Origin of the sequence: Streptomyces sp. V4I23, from assembly GCF_030817975.1 — a bacterium.
Lineage (GTDB): Bacteria > Actinomycetota > Actinomycetes > Streptomycetales > Streptomycetaceae > Streptomyces.
Genome location: NZ_JAUSZW010000004.1, coordinates 3,829,261 through 3,850,718, shown reverse-complemented (window position 1 = coordinate 3,850,718; position 21,458 = coordinate 3,829,261). Strand labels below are relative to the sequence as shown.

19 protein-coding genes, 1 tRNA gene and 7 pseudogenes are annotated in these 21,458 nt (G+C 67.4%); 17 read left to right on the top strand and 10 right to left on the bottom strand.

Translation table 11 applies throughout. From position 1 onward, the window contains the following. Positions 1-52: 52 nt before the first annotated feature. Both QFZ82_RS19710 and QFZ82_RS19705 read left to right on the top strand, forming a co-directional pair. A pseudogene (locus tag QFZ82_RS19710) lies at positions 53-470 on the top strand (hypothetical protein); the annotation flags it as partial. Between the two features lie 308 nt (positions 471-778). Then, positions 779-1,138: a hypothetical protein gene (locus QFZ82_RS19705; protein WP_307717772.1), complete on the top strand. Its 360-nt coding sequence runs from the start codon at positions 779-781 to the stop codon at positions 1,136-1,138. Positions 1,139-1,411: 273 nt separating this feature from the next. On the opposite strand, the gene QFZ82_RS19700 is transcribed toward QFZ82_RS19705, so the two are convergent. After that, positions 1,412-1,879 carry a hypothetical protein gene (locus QFZ82_RS19700; RefSeq protein ID WP_307714420.1) on the bottom strand — a complete coding sequence of 156 codons (468 nt, stop codon included), beginning with the start codon at positions 1,877-1,879 and terminating at the stop codon, positions 1,412-1,414. Positions 1,880-1,993: 114 nt separating this feature from the next. On the opposite strand from QFZ82_RS19700, the pseudogene QFZ82_RS19695 reads away from it, so the two are divergent. From QFZ82_RS19695 to QFZ82_RS19670, 6 genes and pseudogenes are all read left to right on the top strand, one after another. Then, positions 1,994-4,690: pseudogene (locus QFZ82_RS19695) on the top strand (RHS repeat-associated core domain-containing protein); the annotation flags it as partial. Then, entirely contained in the window at positions 4,687-5,136 is a 450-nt protein-coding gene (locus tag QFZ82_RS19690) for a hypothetical protein (RefSeq protein ID WP_307714419.1), read from the top strand. The pseudogene QFZ82_RS19695 and the gene QFZ82_RS19690, both read left to right, overlap by 4 nt. Before the next feature lie 219 nt (positions 5,137-5,355). Beyond that, positions 5,356-5,830 (top strand): annotated as a pseudogene (locus QFZ82_RS19685) (leucine zipper domain-containing protein); the annotation flags it as partial. Further along, the gene (locus QFZ82_RS19680; protein ID WP_307714418.1) at positions 5,811-6,704 is read left to right on the top strand and encodes an AAA family ATPase; all 894 of its coding nucleotides are present in this window, start codon (positions 5,811-5,813) and stop codon (positions 6,702-6,704) included. The pseudogene QFZ82_RS19685 and the gene QFZ82_RS19680, both read left to right, overlap by 20 nt. Then, a pseudogene (locus QFZ82_RS19675) lies at positions 6,667-6,876 on the top strand (excisionase family DNA-binding protein). The gene QFZ82_RS19680 and the pseudogene QFZ82_RS19675 overlap by 38 nt, the downstream one beginning before the upstream one ends. Then, positions 6,876-7,115, top strand: a pseudogene (locus QFZ82_RS19670) (site-specific integrase); the annotation flags it as partial. The pseudogenes QFZ82_RS19675 and QFZ82_RS19670, both read left to right, overlap by 1 nt. 422 nt (positions 7,116-7,537) lie before the next feature. Here QFZ82_RS19670 and QFZ82_RS19665 read toward each other — a convergent pair. The 3 genes from QFZ82_RS19665 to QFZ82_RS19655 form a co-directional block, all read right to left on the bottom strand. Further along, positions 7,538-7,966, bottom strand: coding sequence for a hypothetical protein (locus tag QFZ82_RS19665; RefSeq protein WP_307714416.1), 429 nt, complete (start codon positions 7,964-7,966; stop codon positions 7,538-7,540). 224 nt (positions 7,967-8,190) lie between these two features. Then, on the bottom strand, positions 8,191-8,937 hold the full coding sequence (locus tag QFZ82_RS19660) for a hypothetical protein (RefSeq protein ID WP_307714415.1): 747 nt from the start codon (positions 8,935-8,937) through the stop codon (positions 8,191-8,193). Positions 8,938-9,178: 241 nt separating this feature from the next. Next, positions 9,179-9,316, bottom strand: coding sequence for a hypothetical protein (locus tag QFZ82_RS19655; protein ID WP_307714414.1), 138 nt, complete (start codon positions 9,314-9,316; stop codon positions 9,179-9,181). A 72-nt stretch (positions 9,317-9,388) separates the two neighbouring features. Between QFZ82_RS19655 and QFZ82_RS19650 the strand changes: the two genes are divergently transcribed. After that, the gene (locus QFZ82_RS19650) at positions 9,389-9,619 is read left to right on the top strand and encodes a hypothetical protein (protein WP_307714413.1); all 231 of its coding nucleotides are present in this window, start codon (positions 9,389-9,391) and stop codon (positions 9,617-9,619) included. Positions 9,620-10,037: 418 nt separating this feature from the next. Here the strand turns inward: QFZ82_RS19650 and QFZ82_RS19645 are convergent, their stop codons facing one another. Continuing rightward, positions 10,038-10,268 (bottom strand): e9imm peptide, encoded by a 231-nt coding sequence (locus tag QFZ82_RS19645; protein ID WP_307714412.1) that lies wholly within the window; start codon positions 10,266-10,268, stop codon positions 10,038-10,040. Continuing rightward, the gene (locus QFZ82_RS19640) at positions 10,269-10,736 is read right to left on the bottom strand and encodes an NUDIX hydrolase (protein ID WP_307714411.1); all 468 of its coding nucleotides are present in this window, start codon (positions 10,734-10,736) and stop codon (positions 10,269-10,271) included. Positions 10,737-10,754: 18 nt separating this feature from the next. Between QFZ82_RS19640 and QFZ82_RS19635 the strand changes: the two genes are divergently transcribed. The 3 genes and pseudogenes from QFZ82_RS19635 (at position 10,755) to xerC (ending at position 12,923) form a co-directional block, all read left to right on the top strand. Beyond that, the gene (locus QFZ82_RS19635; protein WP_307714410.1) at positions 10,755-11,534 is read left to right on the top strand and encodes a GntR family transcriptional regulator; all 780 of its coding nucleotides are present in this window, start codon (positions 10,755-10,757) and stop codon (positions 11,532-11,534) included. Between the two features lie 40 nt (positions 11,535-11,574). After that, positions 11,575-11,751: pseudogene (locus tag QFZ82_RS19630) on the top strand (excisionase family DNA-binding protein); the annotation flags it as partial. Beyond that, a pseudogene (xerC, locus tag QFZ82_RS19625) lies at positions 11,751-12,923 on the top strand (tyrosine recombinase XerC). The pseudogenes QFZ82_RS19630 and xerC, both read left to right, overlap by 1 nt. A gap of 51 nt (positions 12,924-12,974) precedes the next feature. Here the strand turns inward: xerC and QFZ82_RS19620 are convergent. Next, positions 12,975-13,048: transfer RNA gene (locus tag QFZ82_RS19620), tRNA-Gly, on the bottom strand. 221 nt (positions 13,049-13,269) lie between these two features. On the opposite strand from QFZ82_RS19620, the gene QFZ82_RS19615 reads away from it, so the two are divergent. From QFZ82_RS19615 to QFZ82_RS19605, 3 genes are all read left to right on the top strand, one after another. After that, positions 13,270-13,446, top strand: coding sequence for a hypothetical protein (locus tag QFZ82_RS19615; protein ID WP_177149456.1), 177 nt, complete (start codon positions 13,270-13,272; stop codon positions 13,444-13,446). A 73-nt stretch (positions 13,447-13,519) separates the two neighbouring features. Then, complete coding sequence (dcd, locus tag QFZ82_RS19610; protein WP_307714409.1) at positions 13,520-14,095, top strand: dCTP deaminase; 576 nt, start codon at positions 13,520-13,522, stop codon at positions 14,093-14,095. A 14-nt stretch (positions 14,096-14,109) separates the two neighbouring features. Beyond that, positions 14,110-14,607, top strand: a complete 498-nt coding sequence (locus QFZ82_RS19605) for a phosphoribosyltransferase (protein WP_177149458.1) — start codon at positions 14,110-14,112, stop codon at positions 14,605-14,607. A gap of 91 nt (positions 14,608-14,698) precedes the next feature. On the opposite strand, the gene QFZ82_RS19600 is transcribed toward QFZ82_RS19605, so the two are convergent. The 3 genes from QFZ82_RS19600 to QFZ82_RS19590 form a co-directional block, all read right to left on the bottom strand. Continuing rightward, positions 14,699-15,592 carry a Yip1 family protein gene (locus QFZ82_RS19600; protein ID WP_307714408.1) on the bottom strand — a complete coding sequence of 298 codons (894 nt, stop codon included), beginning with the start codon at positions 15,590-15,592 and terminating at the stop codon, positions 14,699-14,701. A 225-nt stretch (positions 15,593-15,817) separates the two neighbouring features. Next, positions 15,818-18,085 carry a (Fe-S)-binding protein gene (locus tag QFZ82_RS19595; protein WP_307714407.1) on the bottom strand — a complete coding sequence of 756 codons (2,268 nt, stop codon included), beginning with the start codon at positions 18,083-18,085 and terminating at the stop codon, positions 15,818-15,820. Between the two features lie 130 nt (positions 18,086-18,215). After that, a complete protein-coding gene (locus tag QFZ82_RS19590; RefSeq protein WP_307714406.1) occupies positions 18,216-18,737 on the bottom strand; it encodes a sugar transferase in 522 nt (173 codons plus the stop codon). Positions 18,738-18,959: 222 nt separating this feature from the next. On the opposite strand from QFZ82_RS19590, the gene dnaK reads away from it, so the two are divergent. After that, positions 18,960-20,801: a molecular chaperone DnaK gene (gene dnaK, locus QFZ82_RS19585; RefSeq protein ID WP_307714405.1), complete on the top strand. Its 1,842-nt coding sequence runs from the start codon at positions 18,960-18,962 to the stop codon at positions 20,799-20,801. Continuing rightward, positions 20,798-21,445, top strand: a complete 648-nt coding sequence (gene grpE / locus QFZ82_RS19580; protein ID WP_307714404.1) for a nucleotide exchange factor GrpE — start codon at positions 20,798-20,800, stop codon at positions 21,443-21,445. The genes dnaK and grpE overlap by 4 nt, the downstream gene beginning before the upstream one ends. Positions 21,446-21,458: the final 13 nt, after the last annotated feature.

Below are 21,458 nucleotides of genomic sequence, written 5' to 3'. Positions count from 1 at the left end.
GTCAGTCCTGCACCATGGGACGCACTTGACCCCCGTAGGTCGGTGTAGCGGCTCCGAGAACGGACCGGACGGACTTCTGTTCGTGGGGAGAAGGGGCGCCCCGTTCCGGCGCACCTCCTTCGGACGGAAGTGGCGCAAGGCCCGCAGACTCGTCTGCATGCCGGACTGCTTCCGCTTCTACGATCTTCGTCACACCGGGCACACCCTCGCGACCCGGTCCTGGGGGCCCGCTCAAGGACACGATGGTCCGCGCCGGGCAGTCCTCGGAGAAGGCCGCGTTGATCTATCAGCACTCCGACCTGGACCGGCAGCAGGAAGTTGCGAGCGGGCTGGATCAGCTGGTGCGGGCCGCCCGCCAGAGGGGCAAGGGGAAGCCTTCTGGTGCGGATCTGGTGCAAGGCGCTCAGCGCGGTCCAGACAACAAAGAAGCCCCGGGCCGCTGGCCTGGGGCTTTTGCGTGGAGCGGGTGACGGGAATCGAACCCGCGCTCTGAGCTTGGGAATCACCGTGCTTCTGGGCCTTGTTGGCGACCTGACCAGCGGCAACGGGTGCCGGGGTGAAGCCTTGGGCTCTCCCTGGCCCCCGCGGTTGACCGTGGCTTACCGACCTGTCGGGCACGCATCGGGCACGGACACCTTCTGATCCGTAGTTCTAGCGGGATCGGTCAGCGGGGGTCATACCGGCCGCTGGGCGGGCCCGGAGGGACGCTACCGTGCGGGGGCGGTTACTAGGGTTGCGGTACCTGGCTGCTGTACCGCACGATCCAAACGGGGTGACCATGGAACGGCATGTGCTGGAATCGCTGTTGATCGGTGATGACGAGGCGTCCCTGATAGCTCTGGCCGCCCTCCGCAGCGGCGCCCCCTACTCGGTGGAGGAGCGGGTACAACCCACTGGTGCGCATGCCGGAGTCTTCAGTCGCCGACTTCAGCGCATGCGGATGCGCGGACTCGAACCTCTTGGCCTGGAGCGAGCAGTGCAGCTCATCCGCGAATATGACCGACCTGTGCGCACAGCACTGATCGATCCTGGCAATCGGACACGGTTCACCCTGCTCTTCCTCACCGAGGACGGCAGCGCACTCGTGGCCTGCGCTAGCTGGCCGCTGCCGCTGGCTGTCAGGGAGTCACCGCTTTAGGAGCGGGGTGGGGCGGGTTGGGCGCTGACCTGCGTAACGCCAGCTCCCGTGCCAACTACACCTCAGCTCCGCCGGCAACCGCGGTCCCCCTGAGTGCCCGCTCCATCTGGCAGGCCTGTGGCACGGACTGACCCTCTCGAGGCGAACTATCGGCAGGGTGGTCGCTGAGGTCTGCCAGGCTGCCCGGCCAGCTTCTCAGCTGCCCTGAAGGCCTGCTGCGGTCGGCGTGGTTGCTGTACTCCGCTGCTGTACAGCACGACCTGAAGTCAGGCGTTACCGGACGTCTGCGGAGGCCAAGACGATGAACTGTTCCAAGAGGGCGCGCGCTTCCTCACCGTTGGCGTTCAAGTGCTGAGAGTCAGCCGCTCGGTGGACTGCGGACGCCCTCTCATATGCAGCCCGCGCAGCGTCCGTCACCTGTGCGCTGCTCGCTATGAGTTGGACGCGGAACAGTGCGTGCTGGGAGACGCCACGGAGCCGGTAGGACTCGGTGCGGGCATCGACATAGGCCGGGCTTTGAGGGTCCTCATTCTTCCTGTGCCAGCGATCGTACTGGCCGCGCCGAAACTCTGTTACGGCACCAGCGAAGTCGCTGTACACCGAGAGACGTTCCGAGCGGAGTTGCTGGCTCGCCGTGAAGATTCTTGCCTGTTCGGCAGAGTTGCGCTGAAAAAGGTGGGTCACCACAGCACCCAGCAAGGTGCCAAGGACGGCCACGATCGTCGAAAGGCTGGCGCTCACGTGCACAGCACATCACAAGATCCAGCGTTCGCCGAGCGTGTCACCTGACCACGCGGTCGGTAGAGCGGCTTTGGGCGGGAGCTGCCATGGGGCGAGAGATCGGGGCTCTGGCGACGAGGTCGGGCCACCGTGTACGTCTGCAACGAGGCGTACAAGATCACCGCGTACACGGACCCGCTGGGAAACACCACGCGCACGGAATGGGACGAGAGCAACCGGCATCCCATCGCCGTCACCGACCCCCTGGGCCGCACCACGCGCTACCGCTACGACGACCAGGGTCGGTTGATCGCTGTCGAGCGGCCCGACGGTACGGTGGCGGAGACCGTCTACGATCAGCGCGGCCTGCCGTTGGAGACGCGCGAACCGGGCGGCGCGGTGTGGCTCCACACCTATGACGACCGTGGGGCCCACACGTCGACCACCGACCCCGGCGGCGCCGTCACGCACTACGGCTACAACAGCTCGGGCCACCTCACCTCCGTCACGGACCCTCTGGGTCGCACCACCCGTATCGTCACGGACGCGGCGGGTCTTCCGGTCGAGACAACGGACCCTCTGGGCCGCACCCTCCGCATGCGCCGTGGCCCGCACGGCCAGGTCACCGCCGTCACCGATGCCCTGGGCCGGACCACGCGTCACGGCTGGACGATCGAGGGCATGCCGGCCTGGCGCGAGGGGCCGGACGGCGGCCGCGAGGTGTGGCAGTGGGATACCGAAGGTAATCTCGTCCTCCACACCGACGAGGCCGGGCACACCACCACCTACACGTACACCTACTTCGACCAGCCCGCCACGAGGACCGACCCCGACGGCGCGCACTATGCCTTCGCCTACGACACCGAGCTGCGCCTGACCGAGGTCATCAACCCCCACGGCAAGCAGTGGCATTACACATACGATGCGGCAGGCCACCTGGTCGCGGAAACCGACTTCAACGGCGCTACGCGCACGTACGAACGCGACCCGGCGGGCCGCCTCACAGCCCAGACGAACGCGCTGGGCCAAACGCTGCGCTTCACACTCGACGCGGCCGGGCGCGTGATCACCCAGCACGACGAGTCCACCGGTGACGTCACGACCTACGCATACGACGCGAGCGGTGCCCTGCTCCACGCGGCGAACGCGGACGCGGAACTGACCCGGGAACACGACGCGGTCGGTCGCGTCATCTCGGAAACAGTCAACGGCCGCATCAGCGCCTACACGTACGACGCCATGGGCCGCCGCACCTCGCGCACCACCCCCTCCGGCATGCGCTCGGAGTGGACATACGACGCGGCGGGCCGCCCCACCGGACTGAGTCGAGGCGACGCAACCATTGCCTTCGCCTACGACGCTGCGGGCCGCGAGACAGAACGCCGCATCGGCGACGACACCACCCTCACGCAGACCTGGGACAAGGGCAACCGCCTCACCACCCAGACCCTCGCCACCCGCAACGAGACCGAAGCGGACCGAATCCTCCAACAGCGCACCTACGCGTACCGCCCTGACGGCTACCTCACCGAGATACGCGAACTGACCACCGGAACACGACGTTTCACACTGGATCCCATGGGTCGTGTGACGGGCGTCCAGGCACACGGCTGGAGCGAGAGGTACGCGTACGACAGGACAGGCAACCAGACCCACGCCGACGCACCGCACCACCCCACGCCCGGAGACCGGAGCTACGAGGGCGCCGTCATCCGCCGGGCGGGCCGCACCACCTACGAACACGACGCCGCCGGCCGGCTGATCCGCAAAACCCGCAAGCTCCTCAACGGCCAGACCTGCACCTGGACCTACACGTGGAACGCGGAGAATCGCCTCACCAGGGCCACCACCCTGGACGGCGGGGAATGGACCTACGCCTACGACCCCCTGGGCCGCCGCATCTCCAAAACAGGTCCGGACGGAACCGCCCTCACCTTCACCTGGGACGGCACCTGCCTGGCGGAGCAGTTCGCCTCGGACGGCACGGCGACGACATGGGACTACGCGCCTGGCACCCACCGCCCGATATCCCAATCCACCCGCCGGACGATCGAGTTCGAACCCGAGGCCGGCCACTCGATCCTTGGCCTCGCCGACACCACCCCCCAGTCCGAGTACGACGCCCGCTTCCTCGCGATCGTCACGGACCTGGTCGGTACGCCCATCGAACTGGTCACTTCCGACGGCACTCTCGCCTGGCAATCCCGCACCACCCTCTGGGGCACTCCCCTTCCCGCTTCAGAGGGCGAGGTGGACTGCCCGCTCCGCTTCCCCGGCCAGTACGCGGACGAGGAAACCGGCCTCCACTACAACTACTTCCGGCACTACGACCCAGAAACCGCCCGCTACACCACACCGGACCCGCTCGGGTTGGTTCCGGCGCCCAACGCAGCGGCGTATGTTCGTAACCCCCATAGCTGGGCCGACCACCTGGGGCTTGCCGGGGAGCCGGAGTGGGCCAATCCGGAAGACCTCAACTTCTCCCAACGCACCGTGTCCCCGAACGACTACGTGGAGAAGATGCGCTCCGGGGAGTGGGACTGGCGACGTCCCGGTACGGCGTTGAAGGTCATGGAAGTGGACGGCCAGCTGGTGTCGTACGACAACCGAAGGCTTGATGCGGCGCGCGAAGTGGGGAGACCGGTCATCATCGAGCGCGTCGACCCGAACGCGGTTCACCCTGATTCGACGACTGGGCGGACCTGGGCGGAGCAATTCAGAAGGCGCATGAATTCCGCGCGGAACAGAAATGAACTAAGCGAGCCAGTTCCCCCGACTGGACTCCAGGAGAGGCCGCAGCACGTGCGCAACGGGAAGTGTAAGAAGAAATGACCACGATCGAACGCCTGTGGGAAGACTTTGAGCTTCCCATCAAGGATGCACTCCACTACGCCGACGGACACTCCTATGATGTCGCCCCCGACCCCGCCGCGCCGAGTGGTTTCATGGTGCTCGCCCCCTTCGACCTCGATGAGATGCTGGAATGCGACCCGTCCTGGGTGTCTTCGGTCGATGGGCTTGCCGCTGTGGACCTGGGAGAGAAGGGGCTGCTTTGGGGCGGCGAGGGTTCGTACGGATCGGAGGGGTTCATCGCACGTTTGACTGTTGAGCGTGCGCTGATCTGGGCGATGTTCTTCATGGAATCCAATCCATTTGATCGGATTCAGCTGTCGGGAAACGTCGCTACCTTTAGCTCGACCTCAGGGTTCGAGATTGCAGTCGACATCGACGATCCGCGAACTCCAGTCCCTGGAGCTGCACCGAACCGAACGGCGTAAGGATGATCTCCACCCATCCGGAGGGCAACGAAGAAGGCCCAGGTCGCTGACCTGGGCCTTCTGTCAAGAGCGGACGACGGGAATCGAAGCCGCGCTCTAGATGTTCTGTCCCGGGAGGTTGTGGACGGGGAAGTCAGGTCTCGGCTGGGAGATCTTGAACAGGTGAGGGCCTTCCGGTTCGGTGTGGATTGCGACGTCTACACCAACCGAAAGGCCCTCGTGCCCCACCGTAATGCACCCCTGACCGAGACTGGCTGTCTGCGGCTGGCCCGCTGCGTGGTCGAGGACGGCTGGCCCCTGCGAAGGGCCGCCGAACGCTTCCAGGTCTCGCCCACCACGGCCCAGCGATGGGGCCGGCCGCTACCGGGCCCTCGGCGAGGCCTGGATGACCGACCGCTCCTCCCGGCCTCACCTGAGCCCGTGCCGGACACCGACCCGCACCGAACGCCGGATCATCAAGGTCCGCCTCCTGCGCCGGTGGCGACCGGCCCGCATCGCGCACCTGCTGCACCTGGTGCCCTCGACCGTGCACCTGGTGCTGACCCGCTACCGCCTGGCCCGGCTCACACACCTGGACCGGGCAACCGGCCGGGTCATACGCCGCTACGAACGCGACCGGCCCGGCGAACTGGTGCACGTCGACATCAAGAAGCTGGGCAACATCCCGACGTCCCGTGCTCTACGTTGCCCTGGAGGACACCCCGCGCCGCCTTCAGGCCCGCATGGGCAAGCTTCTCGGGGGACACAAAGCGCCGGCCGGGCTCACGCTCGTGACCGAGTGCCCGCCCTTCCCCCCGGGCGGAGCGGAGGCCATCGCAGGGTGGCTGGACCGCAACCCGGACGCCCGCATGGTCGTCATCGACGTGTTCGCCAAGATGCGCGGCCAGGCCCCGCAGGGCGTGTCCGCCTACGACGCGGACTATCACGCCGTCGGCTTCGCCAAGCGACTCGCGGACCACTACGGCATCGCCGACGTCCTCGTGCACCACGTCCGCAAGATGGCCTCCGAGGACTTCCTCACCGAGGTCTCCGGCACCAACGGCATCGCCGGAGCCGCCGACGCCACGCTCGTTCTCAAGCGAGCCCGCGGCCAGGCCGACGGCATCCTGCACGTCACCGGTCGCGACGTGAACGAGGCCGAGTACGCCCTCCAGTTCCAGGACGCCTCCGGCGCCTGGCACCTGCTGGACGGACCGGTCCCCGACCACACCGTCGGCGAAACCCCCGCCGCGATCCTTCGGCACGTCCGCGCCAACCCCGGGTCCAAGCCCAAGGACATGGCCAGCGCCCTGCCGCACGTCGACATCGACACGATCCGCCGCACCTGCTCCCGCATGGCCACGGACGGCCAGCTCGCCCGGACGGGGGCGGCCGCTACTACCCGGACACCGACACCCGGACACAGGCCGCACAAGAGGTGTCCGAGCTGTCCGGGTGTCCGGGAGCCACACCTGGGAGAACAGCCCGGACAGTCAGAAATGGAGCTGTCCGGGCTGTCCGACTCGAATCCTGCACAGCGAGGAGACCGTCTTGCGCGAGAAGTACCTGTCGGTGTCCGAGGTAGCTGAACTGCTCGGCACGACCGAGCGTTTCCCGCGGCGCCTCATCGCCCGAGCGCCGCATCAGGTTCGTGAAGGTCGGCGTCATGTTCGCATCCCCGAGAGCGTCCTCTCTGCCTTCATCGAGGCCAACACCGTTGAACCGATCCGCCCCCGCCGCCGCGTGAGGAGGGCTGCCTAGTGGCAAAGAAGGGATCGAAGAAGGGCAAGAACTGCCGGCGGTTCGGAGCGGTGAGGCAGTACCGCTCCGGCCGCTGGACGGCGTCGTACCTCGACCCGGCCGGTGAGAGGCGTCGGGCGCCAGACACCTTCGACACCAAGTCCGATGCCAAGGTCTGGCTCTCGTAGGCCGAGGCTGATCTCACCCGCGGGGACTGGCGGGACCCGGATGCCGGCGCGGTCAACTTCAAGGAGTACGCCTAGAAGTGGTGCGCGGAGCCTAGAAGGGTCTAGACAACACGAAGGCCCGGGTCGGGGATCATGTTCCCTGGCCTGGGCCTTCATCTTTGGAGCGGGTGACGGGAATCGAACCCGCGCTCTGCGCTTGGGAATCACCGTGCCTTTAGGCGTCGTTGGCGCCTTGACCAGCGGCAAGGGGTGCCAGGGTGAAGCCTTGGACTCTTCCTGGCACCCGCTATTGACCGTGGTTTACCGACCTGTCGGGCACGGGTCGGGCACGATGCTGAGCATTCGGAGAGAGGCTGGGGCAATGGGTCGGTGACCTGCTGCTTCGTGGACCGATCTGGCGGGCACGGACGCACCCGACAGTCCCCCTTGTTGACCGCTGCTGACCCCTGCATCTGGGACGGCTGTGGCACGGCGGCTGTTTGGTTCGAAGTAACTCAGGTGAGGCTTTCGGGCGATGACATCCAAGCGAAAGCGTCGGCTGTTCGGGTAGCCAGCGATCCGCGCCGCCAAGAATCGGTTATGTCGGTCCAGCGGTCGAGGCGGGCGCTGCGCGCGCCGTGCTCTGCTGCTTGGTCATAGGAGAGAGTGAACCTGTAGACCCTGCCTTCCTCGGAAATCACCTGGCCGTCCTCGTGATCGGGGCCCTCCTGCAAGAGGTCGACGACGATCGTTCGGTCCGGATCAAGTCCCTGGGCCCTCAGAAGCTCCCGCAACCGGCTCCACAGGTCGTAGTCGCTGGTCCGCAGGAGATCGGTGTACTGAACGACGATGCTTGACACCATGACCCCATGATCGGTCCGGAATGCGGCGAAGGGAAGCCGACCGCTGAGAAGCTGGCGGTAGACCATCCGCTTGGGAATCACCGCTCGTTGGCGCCCACATGTAGTCGTGACCTGGATAGATAGTCCGCTGTTGCCCGTGTAAGAGGGGCGTGCGATGCCCGGAGTTGACCGTGGTTCGCCACGCGTTCTGGCACGGATGTGGCACGGACACTCTTCGTCCCGCAGCGACTTGGCCGGCCGCGCGTCCTTTGGTTGGTGTCTCTCACCCGCTGCAGTGTTCAGCCCGCGGGCCGTGCGCGTATCGGTCAGAAGGGAGGTTCGAGATCGCCACGGCCATCGCTGTGTGGCCCCCAGTCCCAGCACTCCTCCCGGAGAGGTTCAGGGTCGGGGACGTCGTGGCTCCATGCTTCGAGGGCCTTCCGGGCAACGCGTCGGTTCGGGTCGTCGCCGCTGGTGTCCAGGATGCGGCGCGCGTGCGTGGCGAGGTGATCGCGGTGTTCGGCGAGCGCTGGGTGTTCGGCGAGGATGAGCGCAGCAATGACGGCGGCTTCGCGCACGTCCTCGTGGCTGTCCTGCAGGAAGGGCGAGACGGCCCGATAAAGCATCGGGCGCAGCTCCCGGAAGGACGCCATGGTGGTGTCGTGGGTGAGGAAGCCAGGGAACCACTGCTCAATGCGGCCAGCAATCTCGTCGGAGGCGTCGTAGGCCGTGGAAACCAACCAGTTCAACAGCGCCGCGCGAATGGGGACGTCGCGATAGGGCCGGGGGGTCGCAGCCGCCGGGTGGGTGAGGATGCCGGCGACACACATGGCGACGGGGGCAGTGGCCTCGTAGATGGTGCTCTGGTGGTTGACCATCTCACCTAGCTCCGACAAAGCGGTGACCTGGGCCTTGGGATCGGGCTCCAACAGCCGTGTCAGGACCTTGGGAAGGTCCTCACCGTTCCCGAAAGCCGTCTGGAGCGAACCCCAATCAGTCTCTGCCAGGACTACCTGGTACGGCGGCAAGTCAGGCTCGCGGGGCGCCCCGGCGTTGGAACGGCTGTGGTTCACAGGCAAAACCTAGACCAGGCTTCGGACACGATTCCCTTGCGGGCCAGTTCTTCGGTTTGCCGCCCTGCCGTAGCCGGCTGCTGCACATGCGGCATGGCACCAGTTTGGAAGATCTCGTATGCGGATGCTGGCTGACCTGGCGCTCTGTTGAGCTGTGTCTTGCTGGGCTACGCGCCGTCGTGTCCCGTCTTTACCCGTGGTTCCCCGCTCGATCGGGCACGCATGGGGCACGCTGAACGGATCAGCTCGGGCCAGCCAGGACCCTCACCGCGTACACCCGGTACTCGTCATCGCTGTGCTCCGCCTCGTAGCCGAGTGCCTTGAGCGTGCCGAGGATCACGTCGGCCATGTGCTCGTACAACAGGCCGGAAGTCCGCACCAGCGGACTGTCAGTGCGCCCCTCTTGGATGGCCTCGCGGACTCCTTGTCGGAACGAAGGGTGGAGGCGCCAGTGGAGCCAGAGGCCCCCAGCCGCATCGTCGAATTCGTCCAGCTCAGCCTCGACGCCACCCTGAGTTTGATCTTCGTCGCTTTCGTGGAAGACGAGGCCCGCTCGGGTGAGTTCAGCTTTCACCCTGGTTGCGAGCCGCCGAAGGCGTTCGACCTCTCCAGCACTGACGGGTTTCAGCTCGCCATCGTGGTAATCGCCCATGAGGTGCACGGTAGCGCGCGGTCGGTGTAGCGGCTTTGGGCGGGAGCTGCCGTGGGGCGAGAGATCATGGCCCCTTACGCTGGCCGCGAATCGGGCTGGCTCCTCGCCTGCCCGCAATTGCCCGATCGGGGCCATGATCTTGGAGGCTCGCCCCATGGTGGCTGCGTAAAGCCGCTACACCGACCGCCCCAGCCCCCGCCGGCCTTTCTCTGACGGTTTGGTGTCCGCGCTCGGTGCGCCGCCGCCCGGCCGGGGGCAGCCCGGCGAAGACAGGGGCTGCCCCCGAGCCGGGGGCAGCGGCGCGCGCCGCGCTTGCGCGGCGCCTTGATGAAGTAGAGAAACTCTTACCGCGCCGTTCCCTCACAAGGTTTCCGATGTTGTCCAGGCCCACCGTCAAGCATCACCTGGGACCAGAACGTCAAGCATCACCTGGGATCCGACAGTTCCCTCAGAGGGCGATCGGCTTGTATGCCAAGGCGCGATCTACGATCTTCTCAGCGCTCAGCTCCTGGTCGAAGTCCCAGAAGATGTAGTCGCCGATGTGTGGGCACACGAGTCCGCGCTCCAGGGCTTCCAGCATCGCGGCGTCTTTCGCCTCGTCGTCTGTGCCTCCGTTCATCAGGCATTCGACAAGGGGTATCGCCTCTTCGCGAGTCATCCGCGTCGTGCGCTGCACCACTCACCGTGCCGTGATCAGTCGGCGGCCGTCGTGGCTGCGGACATGTGGGCCTTGTCCGTCCAACGCGTCGAGCAGACGCACCGCGTAGACCTCGCCCATCCGTTCGGAGACTTCCTCGGGCGTGAGCCAGTCAACTGCCGTCGACTCGGCGGAGGTTCGCTCAGTGCCGCCTGACGGCTTGCAGCGGAACACCAGGGCGACGATGCCGCGCGTCGTGTTCTTGTAGACCCCGGTGAGTTCGTCGACCTCGACGCGGATGCCGGTCTCTTCCCAGACTTCGCGGGCTACACCGTCTTCGGGGGCCTCGGTGAGTTCGAGTACGCCGCCTGGGAGCTCCCACGTTCCGTTGTCGGCTCGGCGGATCGCCAGCAGTCGCCCGTCCTCGCGTACCACTGCTCCCGCCACGGACACGGAGTGCAGTGGCGTTGACTGGGTCTCTCGGGCGCTGTTACTCATGTACAGGAGCATAGGAGAGTGAGAAGGACTATGGGAACAGCCGTAGGAGGTGGGAGGGCCGTACCTCGGTACGTTCAGATCGCCGACGAGATCATTCAGCAGATCCGGGCAGGCGTCCTCAAGCCTGGTGATCTGGTGCCGAGTGAATCCGAGCTGGTGGAGCGCTACGGCGTGTCCGGCGGCACCATCCGTAAGGCCATGGTGGAGGTCCGGGCCAGTGGGCTCGTGGACACCCGCCACGGCAAGGGCTCGATCGTGAAGGACCGGCCGCCCGTGCGGCTGCGCTCCTCGGGCCGGTTCCGCGCCTCGCACCGCCGCGGCGGCAAGGCCGCGTATCTCGCCGAGTCGGCCCAGTCCGGCGCCACGGCCAAGGTGAGCGTCCTCTATATCGGCCCGATGGAAGCTCCCGAGGAGATCGCCGACCGGCTCGGCGCTTCTGCCGGCACTCAGGTCCTCGCCCGGCGGCGGCTCTACTTCCGCAACGGCGTCCCCGTCGAGACGGCTACCTCGTACCTGCCGTGGGACGTGGTCAAGGACATCCCCGAACTGTTCGCCGAGAACCCCGGCCCCGGCGGCATCTACGCCCGCCTGGAGGACGACGGCCACACCTTCGCCGAGTTTATCGAGACGCTGACAGCCCGCCCGGCCGCCAAGGCTGAGGCATCCGAACTGGCGCTGAGCCCCGGCGCGCCCGTTGTGCACCTGCTCCGCAACGCGGTCACCGAAGCCGGTCGGGTCGTGGAGGTCTGCGACACCCTCATGGCCGCTGACCAGTTCGTTTTCGAGTACCGCATCTCCGCCGCCGACTGACGCACGCTCAACTCTTCGCAAACCGCCGGGACTTCTTCGCGAGCGCCTCGGCACCACCGCCCGTTTCCCCCGGCGGCTCATCGCCGAACGGCGGATCGCCTTCGTCAAGGTCGGCCGCCATGTGCGGATCGCGGAAAGCGCGCTGGACGCCTACATCGACGGCAACACCGTCCAGCCCATCCGCCGACGCGGTGCGCGATACGGGAGGGCTGCTTGATGGCGAAGAAGCAGAAGAACAAGCGGCGCTTCGGCCGCATCCGAAAGCTGCCGTCCGGCCGCTATCAGGCTCGGTACCTCGGCCCCGACGGCGTCGACCGCCCGGCTCCGCACACCTTCGCGACCGCCCGGGACGCTGATGACTGGCTGGCGGAGCAGCAGACAGAGATCCGGCGCGGAGACTGGGTGGATCCTGACGCCGGTGCGGTCAACTTCAAGGACTAGGCCCTGCAATGGGTCAAAGAGCGTCGCCTCTCGCCCACCACGGACGAGCTGTACCGGCGGCTGCTCCGACTGCACATCCTGCCCGCCTTCGAGGACCTGGACCTGGACGAGATCACCCCGCCCCGTGTCCGCTCCTGGCGCTCCGAACGCCTCGACACCACCGGGGCGGAAACCACGGTCGCCAAGGCGTATCGGCTACTGAAGGCCATCATGGAGACCGCCGCCGATGACGAGTTGATCCGCCGCAACCCCTGCCGCATCAGGGGCGCGGGCAAGGAGACAGCCGAGGAACGACCGACCGCCACCGTCGCCCAGGTCGACGCGCTCGCCGACGCCCTCGGGCCTCGCTGGCGGCTGATGGTCTACATCGCTGCCTACGGTCCTGCCCGCCCGGAGGAGCAGGCCGCGATGCGCCGCCGGGACGTCGACCTGGAGAACGTCGGCATCTGGGTGCGGACCGCCGAGCCTGAACTCACCACCGGTCGGCGGGCTCCGGGCGACACCAAGTCCGATGCGGGCAAGCGGTTCCTCGTCCTGCCGGCCTTTCTGGAGAAGGACCTCAAGCGGCATCTCGCCTGGTACGCGGAGAAGCAGCCGGACGGACTGCTGTTCGTGGGGGAGCGGGGCAAGCCGTTCCGGCGCTCCACGTTCGGGCGGAAGTGGCGGAGGGCTCGCGCGGCGGTCGGACTGCCGGAGAACTTCCGCTTCTACGACCTTCGTCACACCGGTCACACGCTTTCGACGCAGTCGGGTGCCACGCTCAAGGACACGATGGTCCGAGCCGGGCAGTCCTCCGAGCGGGCCGCGCTGATCTATCAGCACTCGAACCTTGAGCGTCAGCGTGAGGTGGCCGATGGGATCGATGCCCGTGTCCGCGCCGAGCGTGAGAAGGCCGACAGCGTGCCCGATGATCAGGCATCGGGCACGGAACGGGCACGCGAAGCCTGATCCGGTCCAGACAACAAAGAAGCCCCGGGCCGCTGGCCTGGGGCTTTCTCATGGAGCGGGTGACGGGAATCGAACCCGCGCTCTGAGCTTGGGAAGCTCATGTTCTACCATTAAACTACACCCGCGTAGCGCACCGGTGATCGGTGCCGCATCGTCGCATACTCTACCCCATCGCCCGCCCTCCGGTGTATGACGCCGCGGGGCGTTCGTGTTTCCGAGAGGGCGGATGTGGGTGCCGGGCGCGGGAGTTGAGGCGTAACCTCGGGGCGCGGAGTGCCGCCTGGGGTGGCGTCCGGATCATCCCCTAATGTGGGCCTTCGTCCGCATTCGTTGGGGAAGGGGCCCGATGGACCTGATGGAGCGCACCGTCGTCCGCTGTGCCGAGGGGCACGTGTTCACCACCGCTTCGTTTCCGATGCAGCAGCTCGGTCCCGACCGGCTCGGGCCGGGGCGGCTGATCCGGTGTCCGCGGTGTGCGCGGCTGCGGCATGCCGTGCCGGTCGTGGAGCAGAACAAGCGGTAGCCGAGGCGGCGGCCGGGCGCGCGGGCCGGTGTCCGATTGGGGGCCGCCCGCGCGCTCTGCGTATCCTCGGGGCGTGCTTCTCTCAGACAAGGACATCCGGGCCGAGATCGACGCCGGGCGCGTGCGCATCGATCCGTACGACGAATCCATGGTGCAGCCCTCGAGCATCGACGTGCGGCTGGACCGCTACTTCCGGGTGTTCGAGAATCACCGTTACCCCCACATCGACCCCGCCGTCGAGCAGGCCGATCTGACGCGGCTCGTCGAGCCGGAGGGCGACGAGGCGTTCATCCTGCACCCGGGCGAGTTCGTACTCGCCTCGACCTACGAGGTCATCTCGCTGCCGGACGACCTCGCGTCGAGGCTGGAGGGGAAGAGCTCCCTCGGGCGGCTCGGCCTGGTGACGCACTCCACGGCCGGCTTCATCGACCCCGGGTTCTCCGGGCACGTGACCCTGGAGCTGTCGAACCTCGCCACGCTGCCGATCAAGCTCTGGCCGGGCATGAAGATCGGACAGCTCTGCATGTTCCGGCTCAGCTCACCCGCAGAGGAGCCGTACGGAAGCGAGCGGTACGGATCCCGGTACCAGGGCCAGCGGGGGCCGACGGCCTCCCGGTCCTTCATGAATTTCCATCGGACGCAGGTGTGAGGGCCGGAACGAACATGAGTGACGTACGGGAGAACCTGACGTACGAGCGGTTCGGCGGCGCGATCCGTGAGCTCGCGCAGACCATCGCCGACGACGGCTACGAGCCCGACATCGTGCTCTCCATCGCGCGCGGCGGCGTCTTCGTCGCCGGCGGTCTCGCCTATGCGCTGGACTGCAAGAACATCCACCTGGTCAACGTGGAGTTCTACACCGGCGTGGGGACGACGCTGGAGATGCCGGTCATGCTGGCGCCGGTACCCAACGCCATCGACTTCTCCGACAAGAAGGTCCTGATCGCCGACGACGTCGCCGACACGGGCAAGACGCTCAAGCTCGTCCACGACTTCTGCGTCGACCACGTCGCCGAGGTCCGCAGCGCCGTGATCTATGAGAAGTCGCACTCGCTGGTGAAGTGCGAGTACGTCTGGAAGCGCACCGACGACTGGATCAACTTCCCCTGGAGCGTGGAGAAGCCCGTCGTGCGCAGGTCCGGGCAGGTCCTCGACGCGTAGGAAACCGCGTAGGAGACCGCGCAGGACTCCGCAGCGACACGGAGAAGGCCCCCGCGGGCCGCTCGCCGGCGGGGGCCTTCCTCTGCCCGGATCAGATCGTGCCGAGCTTGATGATCGACAGCAGCGCGATCAGCTGGATCGCCGACGCGCCCAGGGCCTTCGGCCACGGCAGGTCGTGGGACTTGCTGACCATCGAGGTGAACAGCGCCCCGGCGGCCAGCCACGTCAGCCAGCCCAGCACCTGGACCAGGGAGTTCTCGCCGCCCAGGAAGAGGGCGAAGACCAGGCGCGGTGCGTCCGTGATGGACATGATCAGCATGGAGAGGCCGACCGTCGGCTGCCACGAGCCGTCGCCGCCGAACTGGCGGGCCAGCGTGTGGGTCACGGCGCCGAGGATCAGGCCACTGATCACGAACGTGACGCCCGTGCTCAGCACGTACGGGATCGCGGTGGAGATCGTCGCGTTGATCGCCTCCTCGCGCGGCTCGTCGAAGCCGAAGATCGCGAGCAGGCCGTAGAGGAAGGTGACGACGAGCGCGGGGCCCCACACCGGATAGTCGCGCATCTGCAGGAAGGTCGGGCCGGGGCGCATCACGATGCCGCTCAGCAGCTGCTTCCAGTGCAGGCGCGGGCCGGCGGGCGCGGCCGGGGCCGCGCCGGCGTGGTAGGTGGCGCCGTCGCCGTACACATCGTCGTGGACGCTGAACGCCTGTGTGTGGCCCGGGTGGTTGGCCGCGTACGGGTCGGGCGCGGGCGGCGCCTGGTGGTACGGGTCGCCGAAGTACTCCGGCTCGTCGTACCCGCCCTGGCGGCGCTGCTGCTGATACTGCTGAGGCCCGCCGCTCGTCTGGGGCCACTGCGGGGCCTGCTGCCCGTACGGAGGCGCGGCACGGCCGCCGCCCGTGTAGGGCGGCGGCGCCTGGGGCGCCTGCTGTTGTCGCGGGGTGCGGTTGTCCCGGCCGCGTCCGATCCTGAATCCAGCCACGTAATCGAACGTACCCGGTCCGCGCATGCCGGGTGACGGCGGACCGGGAACCGGGGGCCTTTGCGGCCGAGCTGTGACATCCCCTAGGGGAACCCCCGGGGGCCGCCCCCGTACGCCTTCGCGGAGGTCAGGGAACGGTGGAGGGGGCGGCGGGGGCCATGACAGAAGCGGCCGGTCCTGCCCCCGAGGCAGGTCCGGCCGCTCGCTGTTCCTACAGGAAGACGGTTACTTCACCGGCTCCGGTTCCGGCGTGCTCTCGGTCTCGGCCTCTCCCGCCGGGTCGGCCGGGGTCTTGACGGAGTCGAGCAGCAGCTGCGCGACGTCCACGACCTGGAGGGACTCCTTGGCCTGGCCGTCGTTCTTCTTGCCGTTCACGGAGTCCGTGAGCATGACGAGGCAGAACGGGCAGGCGGTGGAGACGATGTCCGGGTTGAGGGACAGGGCCTCGTCGACGCGCTCGGTGTTGATGCGCTTGCCGATGCGCTCCTCCATCCACATCCGCGCGCCGCCGGCACCGCAGCAGAAGCCGCGTTCCTTGTGGCGGTGCATTTCCTGCTGGCGCAGGCCGGGGACGGCCGACATGATCTCGCGCGGGGGCGTGTAGACCTTGTTGTGGCGGCCCAGGTAGCACGGGTCGTGGTAGGTGATCAGGCCGTCGACCGGCGTGACCGGGATCAGCTTGCCCTCGTCGATGAGGTGCTGGAGCAGCTGGGTGTGGTGGATGACCTCGAACTCGCCGCCCAGCTGCGGGTACTCGTTCGCGATCGTGTTGAAGCAGTGCGGGCAGGTCGCGACGATCTTCTTCGCCGACTTCGGCTTCTTCGTCGACTCGTCCTCGTCGTCCTCGCCGAACGCCATGTTCAGCATGGCGACGTTCTCCTGGCCGAGCTGCTGGAACAGCGGCTCGTTGCCCAGGCGGCGGGGCGAGTCGCCGGTGCACTTCTCCTCGCCGCCCATGATCGCGAACTTGACGCCCGCCATGTGCAGCAGCTCCGCGAAGGCCTTGGTGGTCTTCTTGGCCCGGTCCTCCAGGGCGCCGGCGCAGCCGACCCAGTAGAGGTAGTCGACCTCGGTGAGGTCCTCGACGTCCTTGCCGACGATCGGGACCTCGAAGTCGACCTCCTTGGTCCACTCGACGCGCTGCTTCTTGGCGAGACCCCAGGGGTTGCCCTTCTTCTCCAGGTTCTTGAGCATCGTGCCCGCCTCGGACGGGAACGCGGACTCGATCATGACCTGGTAGCGGCGCATGTCGACGATGTGGTCGATGTGCTCGATGTCGACCGGGCACTGCTCGACGCAGGCGCCGCAGGTGGTGCAGGACCACAGGACGTCCGGGTCGATGACGCCGTTCTCCTCGACGGTGCCGATCAGCGGACGCTCGGCCTCCGCGAGGGCGGCCGCCGGGACGTCCTTCAGCTGCTCCTCGGAGGCCTTCTCCTCGCCCTCCATGGTCTTGCCGCCGCCGGCCAGCAGGTACGGGGCCTTGGCGTGCGCGTGGTCGCGCAGCGACATGATCAGGAGCTTCGGGGAGAGCGGCTTGCCGGTGTTCCAGGCGGGGCACTGCGACTGGCAGCGGCCGCACTCGGTGCAGGTGGAGAAGTCGAGGATGCCCTTCCAGGAGAACTGCTCGACCTGGGAGACGCCGTAGACGTCGTCCTCGCCCGGGTCCTCGAAGTCGATCGGCTTGCCGCCGGACGTCATCGGCTGGAGCGCACCCAGGGCGCTGGCGCCGTCGGCGTTGCGCTTGAACCAGATGTTCGGGAAGCCGAGGAAGCGGTGCCAGGCCACACCCATGTTGGTGTTGAGCGCCACCGTGGTGGCCCAGATGAAGGAGGTGCTGATCTTCACCATCGCGGTGAAGTAGATCAGCGTCTGGAGGGTCGGCACGCTCAGGCCCTTGAAGGCCAGGACCAGCGGGTACGAGGCGAAGTACGCCGCCTCGTAGTGCTCGACGTGGTGGATCGCGCCCTCGAGGCCGCGCAGCACGTAGATCGCCAGGCCGATGGTGAGGATGACGTATTCGACGAAGTACGCCTGCCAGGCCTTGGAGCCCGCGAAACGCGACTTGCGGCCCGCGCGGGACGGCAGGCTCAGCAGCCGGATCGCCATCAGTACGACGATGCCGAGGATCGTCATGACGCCGATGAACTCGATGTAGAGCTCGAAGGGCAGGAAGCCGCCGACGACCGGGAGCACCCAGTCCGCCTTGAAGAGCTGCCCGATCGCCTGCACCAGGGTGGGCGGCAGCGTCAGGAAGCCGACGGCGACGAACCAGTGCGCGAAGCCGACGATGCCCCACCGGTTCATCCGGGTGTGGCCGAGGAACTCCTTGACCAGGGTGATCGTCCGGGCCTTGGGGTTGCTGGTGCGAGTGCCGGCGGGCACGGGCTGGCCGAGCTTCACGAACCGATAGATCTGCGCGATGGCTCGGGCGAAGAGAGCAACGCCGACCACGGTCAGGGTCAGCGACACAATGATCGCGGCGAGTTGCATTTGGGGGCTCCTCGGGCCTGCGAGGGTGGATGGTCCAGCACTACTACTAAGCGGTAACTTAATCAGTCCGTGCTGAGCGTACCCACTTATTCCGCCGCACTGTAGCTGGGTGGGCGGTGATCTGTGTCGCTCAGGCAACCCTGACCGGAGGGCGCCCGGCGAGCGCGGTGGGGACGGTTCTGGCCAGGATCATCAGGTCGAGTCCAAGCCAATGCTGTTCCACATAATGCAGGTCGAGCACCGTCATTTCCTCCCATGGGAGCTCGGACCGCCCGCTGATCTGCCACAGGCCGGTGATTCCGGGCCGTACGGCGAGGCGGGCTCGCCCCGGGCCCGCCGGGGCCGGCTCGACGGGGAGCGGGGGCGGTCCGACGAGGGACATATCCCCGCGCACGACGTTGATCAGTTGTGGCAGGCCGTCCAGGAACCGGCGGCGCAGCAGCCTGCCCACGGCCGTGGCGTGACCGGCGTGCGTCGTGCGGAACGTGAACATCTGGAAGGGACGGCCATGCAGGCCCGTGCGCGGTGCGGGGTGCAGGACCGGCCCCGGTGACGACACGGCGACGGCGGCCGCGGCGGTCAGCAGGACCGGGGACAGTGCCAGCAGCAGGAAGAGGCTGCCTGCGAGATCGACCGCTCGCTTCGCCGGCATGAGTGCCCACCCTCCGTCGCGAATGATGGTTATTGACCGTTTTTTGCGACTATGACTGTCGCAGACGGTCCCCGATCCGAACGGGTGCGCCACGCGCGTGAGACCAGGCTGCATATAAGCGCCGGATAAAAGTTGAGTCGCACCGACTCAGGTCTGTTGACTCATCCGGGGACGTGGGGCATCCTTGAGCGAGTTCCACTCAAGTCAGCTGGAGGAATTGAAATGGCACGTGCGGTCGGCATCGACCTGGGCACGACTAACTCCGTCGTCAGCGTTCTGGAGGGCGGCGAGCCCACCGTCATCACCAACGCCGAGGGTGCCAGGACCACGCCGTCCGTCGTCGCCTTCGCGAAGAACGGTGAGGTGCTGGTCGGCGAGGTGGCCAAGCGTCAGGCGGTCACCAACGTCGACAGGACCATCCGGTCCGTCAAGCGCCACATGGGCACGGACTGGAAGATCGAGCTCGACGGCAAGAACTTCAACCCGCAGCAGATGAGCGCGTTCATCCTGCAGAAGCTGAAGCGCGACGCCGAGTCGTACCTGGGTGAGAAGGTCACCGACGCGGTGATCACCGTCCCGGCGTACTTCAACGACTCGGAGCGCCAGGCGACCAAGGAGGCCGGCGAGATCGCGGGTCTGAACGTCCTGCGCATCGTCAACGAGCCCACCGCGGCCGCCCTGGCCTACGGCCTGGACAAGGACGACCAGACGATCCTCGTCTTCGACCTCGGTGGCGGCACCTTCGACGTCTCGCTGCTGGAGATCGGCGACGGCGTCGTCGAGGTGAAGGCCACCAACGGTGACAACCACCTCGGTGGTGACGACTGGGACCAGCGCGTCGTCGACTACCTGGTCAAGCAGTTCAACAACGGCCACGGCGTCGACCTGTCCAAGGACAAGATGGCTCTCCAGCGTCTGCGCGAGGCTGCGGAGAAGGCGAAGATCGAGCTGTCGTCCTCGACCGAGACGACGATCAACCTGCCGTACATCACGGCCTCCGCCGAGGGCCCGCTGCACCTGGACGAGAAGCTCACCCGCGCCCAGTTCCAGCAGCTGACGGCCGACCTGCTCGAGCGCTGCAAGACCCCGTTCCACAACGTCATCAAGGACGCCGGCATCCAGCTGTCCGAGATCGACCACGTGGTCCTGGTCGGCGGCTCGACCCGTATGCCCGCCGTCGCGGAGCTCGTCAAGGAGCTGACCGGCGGCAAGGACGCCAACAAGGGTGTGAACCCGGACGAGGTCGTCGCGATCGGCGCCTCGCTCCAGGCCGGCGTTCTCAAGGGCGAGGTCAAGGACGTCCTGCTCCTCGACGTGACCCCGCTGTCCCTCGGTATCGAGACCAAGGGCGGCATCATGACCAAGCTCATCGAGCGCAACACCACGATCCCGACCAAGCGGTCCGAGATCTTCACGACGGCCGAGGACAACCAGCCGTCGGTGCAGATCCAGGTCTACCAGGGCGAGCGCGAGATCGCGGCGTACAACAAGAAGCTCGGGATGTTCGAGCTGACCGGTCTGCCGCCGGCCCCGCGCGGCGTCCCGCAGATCGAGGTCTCCTTCGACATCGACGCCAACGGCATCATGCACGTGACCGCGAAGGACCTGGGCACGGGCAAGGAGCAGAAGATGACCGTCACCGGCGGCTCCTCGCTGCCGAAGGACGAGGTCGACCGCATGCGCCAGGAGGCCGAGCAGTACGCGGACGAGGACCACCGCCGCCGCGAGGCCGCCGAGACCCGCAACCAGGGCGAGCAGCTCGTCTACCAGACGGAGAAGTTCCTCAAGGACAACGAGGACAAGGTTCCCGCCGAGGTGAAGACCGAGGTCGAGACCGCCGTCGCCGAGCTGAAGGAGAAGCTCAAGGGCGAGGACACGTCCGAGATCCGCACCGCGACCGAGAAGGTCGCCGCGGTCAGCCAGAAGCTCGGCCAGGCGCTGTACGCGAACGCCGCCCCCGAGGGCGCGGCCGCCGGTGCCGCCGGTGAGGCCAAGGCCGACGACGACGTCGTCGACGCCGAGATCGTGGACGACGAGAAGGACGCAAAGGGTGGTGCCGCGTGACGGAGGAGACCCCGGGCTTCGACGAGAAGCCCGACGTCCCCTCCGGCGCCACCCCTGAGGACGCCGCCGACTCCGCCGAGTCCTCCGAGAAGGAGGGCTCGGCGGCCCCGGCAGGGGACGCAGCGAAGATCGCCGGCCTGACGGCGCAGCTGGACCAGGCCCGCTCGGCGCTCGGTGAGCGCACGGGCGACCTCCAGCGCCTCCAGGCCGAGTACCAGAACTACCGCCGCCGCGTGGAGCGCGACAGGGTCACGGTCAAGGAGATCGCCACGGCGACGCTCCTGACCGAGCTGCTGCCCGTGCTCGACGACATCGGCCGCGCGAGGGAGCACGGGGAGCTGGTGGGCGGGTTCAAGTCCGTCGCCGAGTCCCTGGAGACCGCCGCGGCCAAGATGGGCCTGCAGCAGTTCGGCAAGGAGGGCGAGCCCTTCGACCCGACCGTGCACGAGGCCCTGATGCACTCGTACGCGCCGGACGTCACGGAGACGACGTGCGTCGCGGTGCTCCAGCCGGGGTACCGCATCGGCGAGCGCACGATCCGCCCCGCGCGGGTCGCGGTGGCCGAGCCCCAGCCGGGCACGGCGTCGGCGGCCAAGGAAGAGAAGAAGGCCGACGAGGAGAGCGGTGGCCCGGACGAGGGCTGACGCACGACACGTC